General features: G+C 40.4%; 8 protein-coding genes. 3 read left to right on the top strand and 5 right to left on the bottom strand.

Translation table 11 applies throughout. The features are described 5' to 3' along the window. Positions 1–40 precede the first annotated feature (40 nt). Entirely contained in the window at positions 41–4,603 is a 4,563-nt protein-coding gene (locus IQ230_RS07915) for a type I polyketide synthase (protein WP_193931478.1), read from the bottom strand. A 3-nt stretch (positions 4,604–4,606) separates the two neighbouring features. Beyond that, positions 4,607–9,889: a non-ribosomal peptide synthetase gene (locus IQ230_RS07910; RefSeq protein WP_193931477.1), complete on the bottom strand. Its 5,283-nt coding sequence runs from the start codon at positions 9,887–9,889 to the stop codon at positions 4,607–4,609. A 557-nt stretch (positions 9,890–10,446) separates the two neighbouring features. Between IQ230_RS07910 and IQ230_RS07905 the strand changes: the two genes are divergently transcribed. The 3 genes from IQ230_RS07905 (at position 10,447) to IQ230_RS07895 (ending at position 15,701) form a co-directional block, all read left to right on the top strand. Beyond that, complete coding sequence (locus IQ230_RS07905; RefSeq protein WP_193931476.1) at positions 10,447–13,140, top strand: TonB-dependent receptor domain-containing protein; 2,694 nt, start codon at positions 10,447–10,449, stop codon at positions 13,138–13,140. Positions 13,141–13,171: 31 nt separating this feature from the next. Then, positions 13,172–14,164 carry an iron-siderophore ABC transporter substrate-binding protein gene (locus IQ230_RS07900; protein WP_228054681.1) on the top strand — a complete coding sequence of 331 codons (993 nt, stop codon included), beginning with the start codon at positions 13,172–13,174 and terminating at the stop codon, positions 14,162–14,164. Between the two features lie 226 nt (positions 14,165–14,390). Then, positions 14,391–15,701, top strand: coding sequence for an MFS transporter (locus tag IQ230_RS07895; protein WP_193931475.1), 1,311 nt, complete (start codon positions 14,391–14,393; stop codon positions 15,699–15,701). A 25-nt stretch (positions 15,702–15,726) separates the two neighbouring features. Here IQ230_RS07895 and IQ230_RS07890 read toward each other — a convergent pair whose 3' ends face one another. The 3 genes from IQ230_RS07890 to IQ230_RS07880 all read right to left on the bottom strand — a co-directional run bounded on the left by IQ230_RS07890 (position 15,727) and on the right by IQ230_RS07880 (position 18,830). Continuing rightward, positions 15,727–16,185, bottom strand: coding sequence for a hypothetical protein (locus tag IQ230_RS07890; RefSeq protein WP_193931474.1), 459 nt, complete (start codon positions 16,183–16,185; stop codon positions 15,727–15,729). Between the two features lie 47 nt (positions 16,186–16,232). Beyond that, on the bottom strand, positions 16,233–17,156 hold the full coding sequence (locus IQ230_RS07885; protein WP_193931473.1) for a DMT family transporter: 924 nt from the start codon (positions 17,154–17,156) through the stop codon (positions 16,233–16,235). 126 nt (positions 17,157–17,282) lie between these two features. After that, positions 17,283–18,830 carry an iron uptake porin gene (locus IQ230_RS07880; RefSeq protein ID WP_193931472.1) on the bottom strand — a complete coding sequence of 516 codons (1,548 nt, stop codon included), beginning with the start codon at positions 18,828–18,830 and terminating at the stop codon, positions 17,283–17,285. Between the last annotated feature and the right edge of the window lie 6 nt (positions 18,831–18,836).

Genomic DNA, 18,836 nt, shown 5'->3' with positions numbered 1-18,836 from the left:
TGATCGACTAATCTTCAAAGTTTATTTAGTAAGAATTTTGTTAAATACCTGATAAAATTGCCGCAGCTTCTTCATCAGTGAGTTGATTCAACTCTTCAATCATTTGATCTTCAATTGCTAAGGCTAGTTCTGCTATAGAAGGAGCAGTAAATAAGAGTTTAATAGAGATGTTAGTTTGAAACTCTTGCTGCAACTGAAAAACAAGTTGAGTACCTATTAAGGAATTACCACCTAAATCAAAGAAATTATCATGAATTCCTACTTTATCAATTCCCAAAGTTTCTTGAAAAAGCTTTGCAATTTTAGCTTCAATAGAATTTCGTGGTGCAACTTTGTTTTTTGAATTATTTTGTGCTGATGTAATTCTACTAGAACTTTTATCTAATTGCTCTAATAAATTGGATAGTTTTAACCTATCATATTGAGCAATAACATCTTGAATGCTGCGTGCCGCGACAATGACTTGTGGTAATTGCCAAGAGAGAACTTTTTCAAAAGCCTTGACTCCCTCCCAAGATTTTATGCCATATTGGGTACGCATTTGCTGAAACCAAGCTTGAATATCTGGAGCAAATGCTGTGAGTGAGTCTTGCCAGTTATTTGCTTCCCACGTATCCCAATTAATTGCAACAGTAAATTTATCACGGTTGTAAAAATTAGCTTGGGCAAAAGCATCAAGAAATGCATTCGCAGCACAATAATCTACTTGCCCTAAACCACCACAAATCGAAGTAATTGAAGAAAATAAAACAAAGAAATCTAAATTAATGTCCTGTAAAACATTATCTAATACAAGTGTCCCTTTTATCTTTGGTAGAAAAACTTTTTCTGCCGTTTCTGGACTTTTTAATTGAATCAAGCCCTCCCCAGGAACTCCCGCAGCATGAATGACGCCATGAATTGTCCCAAAGTGCTGACAGGTTTGATTGACTACCGCTTGCATTTGTTCGCAGTTAGCAACGTCAGCTTGCATCACTAAAACTTCAGCACCCGATTCTTCAAGGATTTGAATTTTCTGGATTTTGCTGCTAATGAGATCTTCTTCACCATAATGAGATAACCAATCTTGCCATTCAGTTTTTACAGGTAATCCTGAACGATTAATTAACACTAATTTAGCTTTTACTGTCTTTGCTAAATACTGCGCAATTTCTAGTCCAATTTTCCCTAATCCCCCTGTAATGAGATAAACTCCTCCTTGACGTAACTTAGGAGTATTTGAGGTTGCGTCTTTAACTGGTAACTTTTCAAAATATTGCACCCAACGTTGACTACCTCGGTATGCAATAATCGAGTCTGAAGATGGGCTAGTAATTTCTGCAAATAGGCTGTCAGTTAGTTGGTGCGATTGCGCGAAGCGCAGCGCCAGAGGCGATCGCTCACTATCAAATGCAATATCAATACTGCGACAAGTAATTGGATATTCTTGAGAAATAACTTTGCAGAGTCCGAGAATTGTTGCTTTCCCTGGACACAAATTGTCGTTATCGTTTATGTATTGTAAGTAATTGGAGATGATATCGATACTGATATCAGTTTTTTGTTCTCCTAATGCTTGCACTAAAAATAATAGACTCCAGAAACATTTTTGTATTTCTTCCCATTCTAAACATTCATTAGATGTAACGCTCCAAAAATGAACAATATGTTGGGGTTGATTGTAACTACAAACCTCTTTGAGCAAAACATCGTAATCGTCTCTGATTTCAGGATTAATTATATATTCTTGTTGATTGCATTTAGCAAATTCTTCTCCCTGTCTAACAATGACTACTTCTTGATTTGCTTGCTTAAGTCTTTCTGCAACTTGGCAACCCACACCACGATTATCAAGAAATATTAACCAAGATTTTTTTGTCTTTATACTACTCTGATTTAAATATACAGGCGATATCGTTCGCTTCCATGAAGGTACATAAAACCAGTCATTGAGATCTAATTTTTGATTTTGTTTGTTACTTTCTGTTTGGATTTGATCTATCCAATAACGCTGACGCTCAAACGGGTAAGTTGGTAAAGGAAGGCGGTGACGTTTTTCCGAAGAATAAAATCCAGACCAATTAATTTCAACTCCTGCTAACCAAAGTTGTCCCAAGGTATGAAGCAAGCAAGCAATATCAGATTTCTCTTCCTGGGGATGGCGGAGTGAAGGTAATACTAATTGCTGTAGAGATTGATGTTGCTTTACTAAAGTAGATAATGTTCGTCCTGCCCCTACTTCTAAGAAAATTCGGTTTTCTTCTTGCAATAATGTCAAAATACCTGCATTAAATAGTACTGTATGCCGTAAATGCTGTGCCCAGTAGTTAACATCTGTTGCTTGTTCGGCTGTAATCCAGGTTCCCGTAAGGTTTGAGATAAAAGGAATTTGCGGAGAATTCAATTTGATGTTTTTCAATTGCTTGATAAATGGTTCCAACACAGGTTCCATCATTTGAGAATGAAAAGCATGGGAAGTATGTAAGCGACGGCAGTTTACCCCCAAACTAATGAGTTTTTCCTCAAAAGCGTCAACTGACTTAAAATTTCCGGAGACAACGCATAAATTCGGCGCATTACTAGCAGCTAAAGATAAGTTTTCATGAAGTAATGGTTTTAGTTCTGCTTCTGATAAAGCAACAGAAAGCATCGCGCCTGCTGGCATTTGTTGCATGAGTTTTCCGCGCCAAGCAACCAAAGCAAGCGTATCTTCAATTGATATAACACCGGCAAGACAAGCTGCAACATATTCCCCAATACTATGACCGATCGCCGCTTGCGGAACAATGCCCCAAGACATCCACAATTTAGCCAAAGCATACTCAATAACGAATAACGCTGGTTGCGCTAAAGATGTTTGTTTGAGTTGTATCGCTGCTTTCTCAAGTTCACGAGGATAAATGATTGAACGCAAATCTAAACCTAAATGCGGTTTTAGTATGAGACAACATCGATCTACTTCTTCCTGAAATTGCTTATATTCGTAGAGTTCCCGCGCCATATTGACATACTGCGAACCTTGCCCAGGAAACATAAAAGTAATCGAGTTTGCTTCTGTAGGTGGTAATACTTTTTGTGGTTCTTTTGCCTTCAAAGCAGACACCGCATCGCTGATACTTTGACACACTACCATCCGACGATAATTAAACTCTCTGCGCCCTATTTGGAGGGTATAAGCGACATCAGCAAGATTTAAATGAGGATTTTGTGCGAGATATGCAGCTAAATTGGCTGTTGCAGATTCTAAAGCTGTTTCACTCTTAGCAGAAAGAACGAGTAAATGCCAAGGATGAGCAGGGCTTGATGCTTCAACCACTGGCGCTTCTTCTAAAATTGCATGAGCATTCGTTCCACCAATACCGAGAGAACTAACACCTGCACGACGTGGCGTTCCATTTGCTTGCCATTGTCTCAACTCTGTATTGACATAAAAGGGAGTATTGGCAAAGTCAATTTTAGGATTTGGTTGGGAAAAATTTAAACTAGGCGGTATTAGTTGATGTTTTAAAGCTAAAGCAGTTTTGATTAAACCAGCGATTCCGGCAGCGGCGTCTAAATGCCCAATATTTGTTTTCACCGAAGCGATCGCACAAAAGTTATTTTTTTGGGTGCTAGTACGAAAAGCATTCGTCAAGGCAGAAATTTCAATCGGATCGCCTAAAGCCGTTCCCGTACCGTGCGCTTCAATATAACTAATACTCTCAGGTTCTACACCCGCTAAAGCTAATGCCTCGATAATCGCTTCTGCTTGACCGTTTACACTTGGAGCCGTATAACCAACTTTACCAGCACCATCATTATTAATTGCAGTACTGCGGATTGTAGCGTAGATGTTGTCTCCATCAGAGATCGCATCCGATAACCGTTTTAAAACAACGACTCCCACGCCATTACCAATAATCGTTCCCTGTGCATTGGCATCAAAAGCGCGACAATGACCATCAGGAGATAAAATTCCCCCTTCTTGATGCAAATATCCGGTTTTTTGAGGCACTCGAATCGAAATTCCACCTGCCAAAGCCATATCGCATTGATAGTTGAGTAAGCTTTGACAAGCTAATGATGTTGCGACTAATGATGTTGAGCAAGCAGTTTGTACTGTGAGGCTTGGTCCAGTTAAATTTAGTTTATAAGAAACGCGAGTAGCCAGAAAATCTTTATCGTTCCCCAGTAATTTTTGGAAACTATGAGCTGAGCCTATTTGATCGTCGTTAAAATTAAATGATAAGTAGTTACTTAAACTCGCACCTGCATAAACGCCAATTCGACTTTCAGTGCGGAGTGAATCATAGCCAGCATCTTCTAAGGCTTCCCAAGCACATTCTAAGAATAATCGGTGTTGCGGATCAGTCATTTCTGCTTCTTTGGGGTTAAACCCAAAAAATGCTGCATCAAATAAATCAATATCTTCTAAGAAAGCACCGACTTTTACATAATTAGGATGATTGATTAACGCTGGAGATATTCCAGTAGCTATTAATTCCTCATCGCGAAAGTGAGAAATAGATTCTACGTCATTGCATAAATTTTGCCAAAATTCGGTGATATTTTTTGCGCCAGGAAATCGCCCAGCCATACCAACGATGGCAATACCTTCTAAACTATCATGATCTGTAGCGCTCATTATTTATCTACCTTGTCGCAGTGATTGCCGACGCATTGATGCAATTTGTTTTTGGGCGCGGTTTTGAGTTTTTCCAAACATAGGTGGCGATAGTTGTTGATTCAAAGACTGCGCTAGCGAGTGAATTGTTGGATGTTGAAACATTGACACTACAGATATATCTCGCTGTAAGATATGACGCAGTTTGTTATTGACCTGAAGCATCATGATTGAGTGTCCACCTAAGTCAAAAAAGTTATCATGAATACTCACTTTCTCTAACTGCAATACCTGTTGCCACACTTGGGCGATCGCCTTTTCAATTTCAGACTGTGGTGGTTGGTAGTTTGTCCTTATTTCCAATCCTATTTGAGGTGAAGGTAAAGCAAAACGGTCAATCTTACCATTAGCTGTTAAGGGAAATTCATCTAATATGACAAAAGCCGAAGGCAGCATGTATTCTGGAAGCTTTTCTTTGAGAAAGTCTCGCAATTCATTCACAAAAATGTTTGCTTTTTGTGTCAAAACTATATAGGCGACTAAGCAAGTTTGATCTTGGTTTAATTTGTCTCTAGCAACAACGATAGTTTCTCGTACTTGTGGATGCTGTTGAAGTACGGCTTCAATTTCTCCAATTTCTATCCGAAAACCGCGAATCTTTACTTGATAGTCAATTCTACCTAAAAATTCAATATTTCCATCAGGGCAAAATCGTGCTAAATCTCCTGTTTTATAAAGTCGTTCGCCTGCTACAAAAGGACTAGAAATAAACTTTTCTTTGGTTAAATCAGGTCGATTCCAATAACCTCGTGCTAGTCCAATACCACCAATATACAACTCTCCTGAAATTCCAATTGGAACAGGTTGCAAATGTTTATCTAAAATATATATTTGAGTATTAGCAATAGGACGACCAATCGGAACTATTCTATCATGACTATCTTTTTGACATTGCCATGCTGTAACATCAATTGATGCTTCTGTAGGTCCATAAAGATTGTGTAATTCAGCATTTAACCGTTCAAAAAAGCGCTTTTGTAAATTAAAGGGCAATGCTTCACCACTACAAATAACTTTTGCAATACTCTGACACTTTTCTAATGCTGGTTCCTCCAGAAAAGCTTGCAGCATTGAGGGGACAAAGTGAAGTATTGTTATCTTTTGCTGTGCAATGAGTTCGACAAGATAGCTAGCATCTTTATGTCCGCCTGGTTTAGCAACTACCAAGCTTGCACCTGTTATTAAAGGTAAGAAAAATTCCCAAACAGAAACATCAAAGCTGAATGGCGTTTTTTGCAGAATGCGATCGCATGAAGTTAATTGATAAGTCTCTTGCATCCATAGCAAGCGATTACACAATCCTCGATGCACATTCATTGCCCCCTTGGGCTTGCCTGTAGAACCAGAAGTATAAATGACATAAGCTAAATTTTGTGACTTTACATCAACAACTGGGTCTGAACTACAATTATCAAATACTGTATCTTCAGTGTCGATACACACAACTTGCGCTCGATTTCCTAGCAATTGCTTCAAGCTGGGTTGTGTTAATAATACTGATACTTGGGAATCTGCCAACATAAACGCTAAACGTTCTTTTGGATAAGTAGGATCTAAAGGAACATAAGCACCACCAGCTTTCAAGATGCCTAATATTCCTACTACCATCTCGATGGAACGTTCCATACAAATACCAACCATGACATCTGGTTTAATGCCTAGTTTGATGAGATAATGTGCAAGTTTATTAGCACGTTGATTTAACTCACGGTAGGTAAGTTGGCGATCTTCAAATATTAGAGCAATATTTTCTGGAGTTTTAGCTACCTGCTGTTCAAATAAATGATGGATACAGGTATTTTGAGGATAATTTATCTGAGTATTATTCCAGTCGTGTAATAAAGTCTGGCGTTCAGTAGGTGTTAATAATGGTAGCCGAGAAATCCACTCGTTTGGGTAAATAACTACAGCTTCTAGTAAAGTTTGAAAATGAACTATCATCCGACTAATAGTATCAGCTTTGAACAAATCAGTATTATATTCCAGTGTTCCAATTAACCCTTCTTCACTGTCGATCATTGATAGGAAAAGATCAAACTTAGCTGTACTAGTATCTAGTTCTCTAGTTTTCCAACTTAACTCTGGTAGAACAATATTTGTTAAATCAGAATTTTGTAAAACAAACATTACCTGAAATAACGGATGGTAACTCAAATCTCGACTTAGCTGTAATTCTTCTACGAGTTTCTCAAACGGTAAATCTTGATGAATATAAGCATCAACTGCTACCTTACCTACTCGTCCAACTAATTCTTGAAAGCTGAGATTACCATCCAACTCAGTTCGCAAAACTAAAGTATTAATAAAACAGCCAATTAAGCTTTCTATTTGCGTACTATTACGATTTGCAATTGGCGAGCCAATAACAATATCTTCTTGACCTGTATAGCGGTAAAGTAAAACGTTAAACGCCGCTAACAAAGTCATAAATAAAGTTCCGTCGAACTGTTTGAGATTATTAGTTAAAGCTAGAGATAATGTAAATTTTTGCTGCGCTCCTCGATAAGTTTGGATAGGTTGTCGCGGATAATCTGTAGGTAACTTTAAAACAGAAAGTCCGCTTAACTGTTGTTTCCAATAAGCTAGATGAGTTTCGACAACTTCGCCTTGCAACCATTGTCTTTGCCAAGCAGTAAAATCTAAATATTGAATTGGTAGTTCTGGAAGTGAAGAGGATTTTCCGATAGAAGCTTGATAGAGTATTGATAACTCTTGAACCAAAACCTTAACTGACCAACCATCAGCAATGATATGATGCAAGGTTAGTAATAGTATTGAATTATCTGTAGCAAGCTGTAATATCTTTGCCCGTAATAATGGAGCTTTTCCTAAGTCAAAGGGTAACTGGATTTCTGCTTGTGATAACTTTTGTAGTTCAGCTTGTTGTTCGCGATCGCACAGATGACGTAAATCTAATTGAGGTACAGTAATCGTGGTATTAGAAGAGATGATTTGAGCGGGTTCACCGTTAACCACCTCGAAGCTGGTGCGTAAAATTTCGTGGCGTTTAATAATTTCATGAATACAGCTAACTAGTACAGAAGCATCTAAACATCCCTCGATCTTAATAGCGATCGCTATATGATAAGCAACATTATCTGGTTGCAGTTGATTGATAAACCACAAGCGTTGTTGCGCGTAAGAAAGGGGATAGTGAGGCTGATTCCTTTCAACTGTGGAGATAGTTGATACAACCGAATTGCCGGAAGTCATTTGCTCAAGAATCTGCTGTGCTAACTGAGTTATCGTGATACCTTCAAACAAATCAGCGATCGCGACAACAACCCCTAATTCCTCAACTCGATTTTTTAACTCAAAAACTTTTAGGGAATCTAACCCAAAACGAGTCAAGGGCTGCTTTAAATTTAACTGCTGAGGTGTAATTTGTAGTATCCGCGCTACTAAACTTTGTAAATATGATTCAACGAGTTCTAGCCTTTGTGGTGAATCGACAGCCAGCAATTCTTCTCGCGTCAAATTCTTTGTACCTAATGCTAGCAAGTTATCAAAAATACTACTTCCAATAACCTCCAAACCCCCCGCCAAAAATTGCGCTTTAGTCGCACGGCGCTGAATCTTACCGCTAGAAGTTTTAGGAATAGTACCAGCTTTGATCAAAACTACTCCATAAACTTGAACCTCGTGTTCTTCTGTGACTGCTTGACGAATCGCAGCAGCGACTTCCTCGACATTAGGTTTGGCACGAAACTCGACTTCTTGCACAATAACAAGCCGTTCTTCACGATCAATCTCAATCGTAAAAGCCGCAGAACTTCCTTGACGAAGTACAGAGTGACTACCTTCACTTGTTAATTCAATATCTTGTGGATAGAGATTGCGTCCTCTAATGATAATTAAATCTTTCGCTCTACCTGTGATGAAAAGTTCACCTTGATGCAAAAATCCTAAATCTCCAGTCCGCAAAAATGGTCCTTCTGCTGTATCTTGCAGGTAAGCCTGGAAGGTTTGCGCTGTTTCCTCTAAACGATTCCAATAACCTTTTCCAATGCTAGGGCTAGATACCCAAACTTCACCAACTTGATTTGCAGCACAACGAGTTAAATCGGAGTTAGCAATAATGATTTGCTGCTGTGGTAAACTACGACCGCAACTGACTAAAGACACTGAATTCTCTGCACCAGGAGTTGCATCAACAATGTGGTTGCTTTCTAATGAAGACTTTTCGATAGTTTTTACCTTTGGTAAGGCAGTTTTGACACTACCCGACACCATCAAAGTTGCTTCCGCCATTCCATAGCAGGGATAGAAAGCTTCGGAACGAAAACCACATTCGGCAAAAGTTTGTGCAAAGCGTTCTAGAGTTTCGTGGCGAATTGGTTCCGCACCATTAAAAGCGACACTCCAGCTACTCAAATCGAGTGTTGAGCGCTGTTCGGGAGTAATTTTTTGAGTACATAACTCGTAGGCAAAATTAGGCGCACCGCTAGTCGTTCCGCCATACTGAGAAATTGCGTGTAACCAACGATACGGGCGTTGTAGAAACAACGCAGGTGACATCATAATACAAGGAAATCCCCCGTATAAAGGCTGGAGTACGCCCCCAATCAAGCCCATGTCATGATAAATTGGTAGCCAAGTTACAAATTTACTACTCGGTGAATGCTCCATGTATAAGTAGGTAGAAGCGGCATTATGTAGCAAATTGCCATGCGTCAGCATCACACCCTTGGGCGTACCTGTCGAGCCGGAAGTGTATTGTAAAAAGGCAAGAGTGTCTTGATTAATCGATGGTTCTTGCCATGCTTGGGCAATGTCGAGTGTCAGATTATCGGTCGCAAGCCATTTTAGCGACGTATAATTTACGGTTCCGAATAATGATTGTATTTGACCTAACGCCTGAGATGTACTCAGAACAATTGCCGCTTGTGCATCTTGCAGTATTAATAAGATTCTGGGGGTATTGCGTTGATTTCGTGGTGGATAAGCTGGAACGGCTACCACTCCAGCAGATAAACATCCGAAGAAAGCCGCTAAATAATCTAACCCTGGTGGATACAGCAATAAGGCGCGTTCTCCACTTAAACCCAAAGCTTGGAGTTGTGCTGCGATCGCACGCGATCGCCACTCTAATTCTCGATATGTCCACGTTACGGCTTGCTGCTCTCCATCTACCAAAAAGCTGAACGCTTCTGCATCCGGTTGTGTAGCACTTTGATACCGTAATATTTCTATAACGCTGGAATACTGACCAAAAAGAAATTCCGAACCATTAACAGGCTGAATCATTGCACTTTTAAAACCTTGATGCAGAGAATTACACAGTTGACAGCACTTTACACCACAGAAGCAAGGACTAAAACTCCATCAAAAGAGGAGCCACAAACACAAAGAATAAATTGCTGTTGTCAAAAACACCGGAGTTGCTATCGCCGCTTAAATCCCTGCAGCAATAGATGAGAATTTATTTCAACTGTCTTTATACACTTAATGCAATTTTTTATTTTTTACAATCCCCAAAGAATAAAAATTTGTTATCTTTGTTACAGAATTAATCGCTTATTATTATCAATAAGTATTTAGATCCTAAGATAGAGGTATAAAATTTAAGGGTGAAAACAAAGCTGCTAAGTGAGCTATATCAGCAAAATTAACAAGCTGTAGATGAATGAGGTACTTACCTAAGATAAGAAATATATGATAAGTATTTTCAACAAACCCAAGATAGAGTATAAATTTATTTGCATCTAAGGTTAGCTGTTTATAGCAATAGTGCAAATCTATAGCGATAAGTTTTGGCGTTGTTAACTGCGGTGTGAAGGTAGCGATTCGGTGTAAGAAAAATAATGAATGTCAAATTACTGCCAAGTTTGTTTTTAGCAGGTTCAATTATTGTTGTCTTATCGACTAGTGCGAATTGTGAAGAGGCACAGGTTTCAGCACAAAGTCATAGAAATGTATCAACGTTAGCCAAGCCACTACTGAGGGACAGACAACCATCCGAGACAGCACAGCTGGTGCAACCTCAAATTATAGAGATTAGCAACGTCAGGGTTGAACAAACCGACCAAGGTTTGGAAGTCATTCTAGAAACAACCCAAGGCGAACAGTTGCAAGTGACACCTGTAAGTGAAGGTAATGTATTAACTGCTGACGTTCAATCAGCACAACTGCGTCTACCATCAGGAGAATTTCGTCAAAATAATCCAGTTTCAGGAATTGCAGAGATCGCCCTGACAAACCTTGATAACCAAACAATTCGATTGGTAGTTACAGGCACGCAAGGTGTTCCTACACTAGATTTATTTGACAGCGATGAAGGTTTAATTTTGGGTGTAACGCCAAGTGCAACAACATCAAGCGCGCCAGCGTCACCTCAACCAGATACAACAACACCAACTACACCTCAACAAGAAGCACCAACGCCACCCCAGCCAGACACAACTCAATCCGAACAATTACCTGATGACGAAGCAATTGAACTCGTCGTGACAGCAACGCGCACCGAAGAAGAGTTACAAAATGTCCCGCGTACTGTAACAATCATTGAACGAGAACAGATTGAGCAATTAGCTCCAGTATCGAGAGGCTTAGACGATATTATCGGTAAATTAACTCCTGGTGCAGGTCCACCAACAGGAACTATCAGAAATTCAACGATACGCGGTCGTCCACCTCAAGTTTTAATCGATGGTGTTCCAGTCACCTCAAACGATAGTAATGTTGGGTATCAACGCGACCTGAGAAGTATTGCACCGAGTGCAGTAGAACGAATTGAAGTTGTCCGCGGTCCTTCTGCGGTGTATGGAGATGGTGGAACAGGAGGGGTGATTAACATTATTACCCGCAGACCAAGCGAAGACAGATTAGTTTCCGAAACTCAGGTAGGTATTGAGGCGGCGGACAATTTAGCAGCTGACAGTTTTGGCAATTTCTTCAGTCATTCAATTTCAATTGCTGAAGGTAACTTTGATGTTTTTGCGCTGTTGTCGCGCCGAACGACGGGGATTAATTATGATGCTGAAGGTTCGCGCATTCCCTTTGATGAAAATACGGCAGAAACCGCAACAACGCAAGCATTAGGTAAAGTCGGGGTACGCTTTGACGAAAACCAACGCTTACAATTGACTGCAAACTTAACACGCGATCGCAATGACCCAAGCATCACCTCTGACCTCAGCGTAGACTTGTTACCTTTTGAGCGTAAAGCCCGTGCGATTCCCTTTGACCCGATATATATCGGAGTCGATCCACCACGGACTTTAAATTATGCCCTAACGCTTGACTACAATCACGCCAACTTATTTGGGAGTGAATTAAATGCTCAAGTTTACTACCGCTACACGCGCATTGTACCAACATTCTTTGATGGTAGACCCTTCGATGACCCCTTAGGAATTACAACCCGCAACGCGATTGATGACAAGTGGGGAGCAAGATTTCAAGTTGAAACTCCTGTCTTTAACACAGCAAACTTACTGTGGGGAGTTGACTACTCAAATGCCAATCTAGAAGATGAATTATCAATCTTCGACGCCGATGAATTTGATGCAACTGGCGGTCGAGTTTTACGTGTTGCTGAAACTCGCACATTCTATCCCCGTTTTAGTATTGAAAACCTTGGTTTATTTGGACAACTTCAATGGGACGTCAGCGAACAATGGTTGTTAAGTGGTGGCTTGCGCTACGAACGCTTTGGAATTGATGTCCCCGACTTTACTAATCAATTCCTCGAACCAATCGAGGGTGGTAATCGTACTTTGGACGATGTGGTATTCAACAGCGGAGTTGTCTTTAAACCAAGTGATACAATCAGTGTTTATGCTAACTTTGCGCAAGGTTTTTCGCTAGCACCAATTGCCCGCATTCTCTTTTCTAACGCTACTACAGGGTTTCGATTTGATCGCGATGTTGATATTTCCGAACCGCAAAAAGTGAATAACTACGAAATTGGTATTCGGGGAAACTGGAACACAGTGCAAGCATCGCTAGCTGGATTCTACAGTCAATCTGATTTGGGAACAACTTTAGTTGAAAATCCTGAGTTACCTGGTACTTTGCTTTTAGCACGCGCACCCCAAAGAAATTATGGTATTGAAGCGGCGATTGATTGGCAAGCAACAACAGCACTTGCACTGGGAGGTTCGTTGACATGGCAAGAAGGTGAGAACGATCTTGAGGGTGATGGCGATTATCAAGCACTCAATTCTGCAGAAGTCCCGCCGATTAAACTCACGGCTTATCTACAACATCAAACAACCCCTGGCTGGCGCAACCGTTTGCAAGCGTTATACGTTGGCGATCGCGATCGCGGTTTTGAAGCTGGTTCAGATAATGGACCAATCGATGGCTATTTCGTCTTGGACTACATCAGCAGTATTCAACTTGGTGCAGGCACAATTGATATTGGCATTGAAAATTTACTCGATACCCAATACACTCCTGTTTTCAATCAATTCCAAGGTGATTTTCTCGGTAATTCGTATCGGTTTCCAGCACGAGGGAGAACTCTTAGTGTCAATTACCGCATAACTTGGTAATTCATCATAATTTAACCCTTGGGTAGTCAGGATGAAGAGAAATATACATCATTTTTTTCAGTTTGTTTTACTTGTGACTTTCACTTATCTTTTAGTGATAGCTTGCTCAAACCAAATTGCTACTAAAGGCAACCCAAGGGGACAATTTACAACATCAGAATGTCAAGTTACAAAACATCAGTTGGGAGAAAGTTGTATTCCTACAAATCCCCAACGAATTATAGTGACAGATGAAACCGTTTTAGATGCTGTAGTTGGCTTAGGATTCAAACCAATTGCTGCTGCTGAATCGAATGCTTTAGGTAGTCGAGGTCCTCAGTTTGGTAACAAAATTGAGGGGATAATTTCTATTGGTAAAGAGAGCCTGCTTAATCTAGAAAAAATTGTGGAATTACAGCCAGATTTAATCTTAGGGCTAGAAATTGGTGCAGAAAATTACGGAATTTTTTCAAAAATAGCTCCAACAGTATCGATACAATTTGATGAAACAGCTTGGAAAGAAACCTTGCAACTACTCGGCAAAATGCTAAATAGAGAGACGCAAGCTTCGCAAGCATTAAACCTATATCAACAGCGCGTAGAAAAACTGCGGGCAGCTATTGAACAAAAGCATCAAAATACTGAAGTTTCTATTATTCGTTTCTATGGGGGTTCGCCTCTAACGCAGTTTCAAAATCAATTTTCATTTCCTGTTAAAATTTTAGAAGAAGTTGGGCTTTCCATACCAGAAGCACAAAAAAAAGTCAGCAATCCTGCTGATAGTTATGTATTGGTAGGTTTAGAAAGTATAGAATTACTTGATGCTGATGTCATGTTTGTAGCACTCGATCCAGGTTCGGAAAATAACTTTAAAAGATATCGCGATAATCAAATTTGGCAATTACTTAATGTTGTTAAAAATAACCGTATTTACACAGTTAATTCAGGTTATTGGATTGTTGGTAATATCTTATGCGCAAATGCTATTTTAGATGATATTTCTCAATACCTACTGGGTGCGGGTTCAAAAATAAGTAGTCAATAGGTAGATGAAAATAAACATACCTTAAAGACTGGTAATTGGTCACTATTATCCTAGCAAGAGTTATGAGTTATGAATGTTGAGTGTTGAGTTTAAGAGAGTTCTTCTAATTCAAAACGTGCTAAGGCACCGCTACGCTAACAAAACTTAAAACTTAAAATATTTGCCTCCGGCACCTTTGTTCGCTTTCCAGAACTCAAAACTCAAAACTTTTTATCCAAAATAAAAAATGTCGCCTTCTCCCAGCCTGCGTAACTTTATTATCGTCTGGAGCGGTCAGCTAGTTTCAACAATTGGCAGTACAATGAGTACCTTCGCCTTTAATATTTGGGCATGGGAATTTAGCGGTCAAGTGACTTCTTTAGCGCTAGTAGATTTTTTTACGCTGCTACCTAGTATTTTATTTAGTCCGATCGCTGGGGTAATTGTAGATCGATGTAATCGTAAATTGTTGATGGTATTGGGTGATACGATTACTGTCACTCTAACCGTCATGATTGTCTTGTTGTATCTCACCAATCAGTTGCAAGTTTGGCATTTATATGTTACAGGTGCGATCGCGGGAACTTTTAATCAAATTCAGTGGCTTGCCTACTCTGCATCAGTTTCATTAATGGTTCCAACAAAGCATTATGCCCGTGCAAGTAGCCTAGATTTTGTATCGGGTTATGGTGCTAATATTGTTGGTCCAGCATTAGCAGGATATCTTTACTATTCAATTGGTTTGGCTGGCATTTGTGTGATTGATATTGTGACTTTTTTGATTGCCATTAGCAGTATCTTACTTGTCAAAGTTCCTCAACCTTTACCAGATGAAGCCGAAAGTCAAATTAATCCGAATATTTGGCGAGAATTTGTGTTTGGGATGCGTTACATTCGAGCACGTCGAGGGATGCTTGCACTGCTTATTGCCGGATTTTTGTTTTGGCTACCCTATGATATCTGCGATTTGCTTTACACCCCAATGATTTTGTCACGTAGCGGCAACGATACTGTCGTTCTGGGTAGCTTAGCATCAGCAGCAGGTGTAGGTGGTGTGATTGGCGCTTTAATCATTAGCCGCTGGGGTGGTTTCAAGCGCCGGATCAAAGGAGTTCTAATTGGTATGGCTGGAATTGGTTTAAGTAAAACTGTGTTGGGCTTAGGTCAATCACCTTGGATTTGGATGTTAGCTCAGTTTAGCGCATCACTCTATGCTCCTTTAAGTGGCAGTTCTACTACGGCAATTTGGATGACAAAAGTTCATCCTAATATTCAAGGGCGCGTGTTTGCTGCACGTTCCTTAGTTGAACAACTAACCTCGGCATTTGCCTACTTGATTGCTGGATTACTAGCTGACAACGTTTTTGAACCTGCAATGCATCCAGGAGGTATGCTAACACCATTTTTTGGCAGATTATTTGGCACGGGTACAGGCGCTGGTATATCTGTGCTATACGTAATTTGTGCTTTGTGTATGTCTTTAGTGGGCTTGTGTGGGTATCAGTTCCACTCACTGCGAAATGTCGAAGATTTGCTACTCGATCAGGATGCGGGTTAATATTTCTGCATAAATGCGATCGCCGCTAATTGTACTGCGGATCGCTTAACTCTTTCCATTTAGCTTCGGCGGCTTGATATGCTGCTAAGTATTCAGCACCACCCAACATGACATCACCATAGTATTCATAAGGTGCAGCACCGTAAACTGGCAGGGGATTGTCTTCAGGATAATCTTCTTGTGCTTCTTCTATGGCGGCTTTGAGTTGCTTTAGTGTAAGTTGCTGTGCAGGATAGTAGTAAAGATCTTGTGCTTTGTGATTTAAAAAAGGCAGTGTCGGATCAATAATTTGTTCTTCGAGTTCAATCCAGCTGTGTTCGATGATGCGATAAGGTTTTGCTGCTAAAACTAAAAAGCCTTGAACATACAGCGCGCCTTCAGTGGCTAAGGCTGCTTTATAGGCGTTATCAAAGCTGTCTTTAGCTTTACTTTTGATATTATTGGCGATTTCTCTAGAAACAGTTTCATCTAATTGTTTACTCATAAGTAGATGGGGTAAAGATAAGAAGTATATCTACCAAGCTACTGCATTTAACGCGATCTCCCTAAAGCGATCGCCATTGAACCACTCACAACTAAAATGGCTCCAATCAAGCCTAACAATGTTAATTGTTCGCTGGCAATCCACTTAGGAAGGAGTGATGATACTATCTCTACGGATGCCAAAGTTACAACTGGAGTTAATGCAAGAACTGCACTCACCCGCGAAGCTTCCCAATGTTCGAGGGCTTCAGCAAATGCACCATAGGCAATCAAAGTATTTAACCCACAAAATAGTAGCGTTCCCCAGTGTAAAAGACTCAGCGTCAGAATTGTTGACGGTGTCGCCACAGGCGTAAATAGCAGCGCACAACCACCGTAGATCAGTAGCATTACGTTTGCGGAAGAAAGCGATCGCAGTAATTGTTTCTGTGCTAAAGCATACACTGCCCAAGCTGCAGCTGCGAGTACAAGAATACCACTACCGATAAGGTAAGTAGAATTTGCTGTGAGTAAACTCTGTAGTTGCTCATTAAAGAACAACACTAAACCAAGCACAAGGGTACTCAACCCGATGGATTGATAGCGATTAAAGCGTTCTTTAAAAAATGCGATCGCACCTATCCCAAATAATACTGGTGCAAGTTGAATTAAGACTTGGGCATTTGCAGGCGATGTTAGCGTTAAACCTTGTACGAAGAGTAAGTAATTTATTCCTAAAAATACTGTAGCAACGACAACAAGTCCTAACCCTGCGCTGCGGAGTTTTTGCAATTGGGGTAACTGCTGGCGGCTAGCTAAATAAATTGCGAGTAACCCAAAGGAAATTAAAAATCGAAACCAAGTAAGTGTATAAACATCAAGTGCTTGGAGTGTTACTGATAAAGCAATGGGTAAAATTCCCCACAAGAAAACCGTCAATAGCGACAAGGCTAAACCTAAACGCCATCGACCTGAAGTTTGATGCGATCGCATTTGTATTTAATGAAACTGAACTACACCAGCTTGTGTTTATTCATTTATATCTTGAACTTACCGTAGTTACGCTTCTAGCAATAGAGTGAAATCCGATTACCAATTACCTATTACCCTTTCTCTACTTCAAAATTCAAACGTCGTGCGGACAGTTCCTACATAAATCGTGTCATTATCTGCATCGTGTTCGGGATTGGTAATCATAAAAACACCAGGAGTAATTGCTAAGTTGTCGTTAACTTGAAAGCGGTAGAAAGCTTCAAGGTGTAAGGAACTATCATCTTCTTCTAAATCTGGATCAAGTTGATTACTCACGACTTTGGGCGGTAGACCAATAATGATACCCGCTAAATTATCTTCTCCGGCTAAGTCAGGGAAAGCAAGCGACACAGCCCAAGTGAAAATATCTGCCGAAGGATTGTCATCAAGATCAGTTGCGGTTGCTTGAATCAAACCAACTCTACCACCAAGTGTAAAATTAGGACTCACTTGTAATGCGGCTTCGACACCATACGAGTTTCCCGTAATCGCATCTGCATCACCATCAAACGGATCGTTGGATAATTCGCTACCTGTACCCGTACTAATGCTGTTGTACGAACGAACATAAGTTAAACCGAGATTTAAAGTTTCGATGGGTTGTACAGTTAACTGCGCGATCGCTGCATAAGGACTTTGCCAAATACCTACTTCTGGATCAGTTGCGTCACTCGTTGCAATCCCAACTTCTAAAGTAACAGCATCACTAAAGCTATACGCAAAACTTGCCCCAGGCGCACTTCCTTGTCGTCGCACTGGATTTTCTCGCGCAAACAGTGAAACTGCACCCGAACCACTACTACCATATAGCGGATTCACGTTAGTGACAAAATCGCCCAAGCCTCCACCGACAAAACTCAAATAACCTTGGGCGCGATCGCCCAGCGGAAAAGCATAATCCATCCGACTTACTTCTATGCGATTTTCGCTATTACCATCAAACCCCAAATTTGCCATTGGCGTACCTGCCGCATCTTCTAATTCAGGGATATTACGCGCTTGTAAACGCACTCGGAAGGCATCAGAACCAGAGAAACTAGTAATAAAGTTGAGCCGGACACGATTGTTGAGTGTGATGCTATCATTAATTTCCTCATCGCTACCATCAGCTTTGCGATCGCCAGTAACGCCACTCACCGCAAATAAAACTTCGCCTTCGAGTCGTGTTGTTGTCGAAAATTGTTGTGCTTCAAGTTCAGCAGTACGGGCTTCAAGTTGATCGACACTTCCTTGTAACGTTGCTAGTTCTTGCGCAAACTCAGCTTGCAATCGTTGTAAGGTATCCAGATCTGCTTGACGAATTGCGCCTGTTGTGCTAGAAGTAATCAAAGTATTGATCTGATCTAAACAAGCATTCAACCCTGCTGCAAACTCATATCGAGTTAAAGCGCGATCGCCGCGATACGTTCCATCGGGATAACCTGCAACACAACCATAGCGTTCTACCAACGCGCGGAGTGATTGAAATGCCCAATCATTAGGTGCTACATCAGATAACTGAGACACCGATGTCACTTGTGCAAGTAGCTCGGTAGTGCTAGAAATTTCTGATGCACTAACAGGAGCATTTGTCAAGATTGAAAAAACACCTAATACGGTGAGTTGTGTTAATATTTTGGTTGATGTTATTGTCATTAATCC

Origin of the sequence: Gloeocapsopsis crepidinum LEGE 06123 (assembly GCF_015207655.1) — a bacterium.
GTDB lineage: Bacteria > Cyanobacteriota > Cyanobacteriia > Cyanobacteriales > Chroococcidiopsidaceae > Gloeocapsopsis > Gloeocapsopsis crepidinum.
The sequence above is the reverse complement of the archived record's forward strand: the minus strand, read 5'-3'. Positions and strand labels throughout refer to the sequence as shown.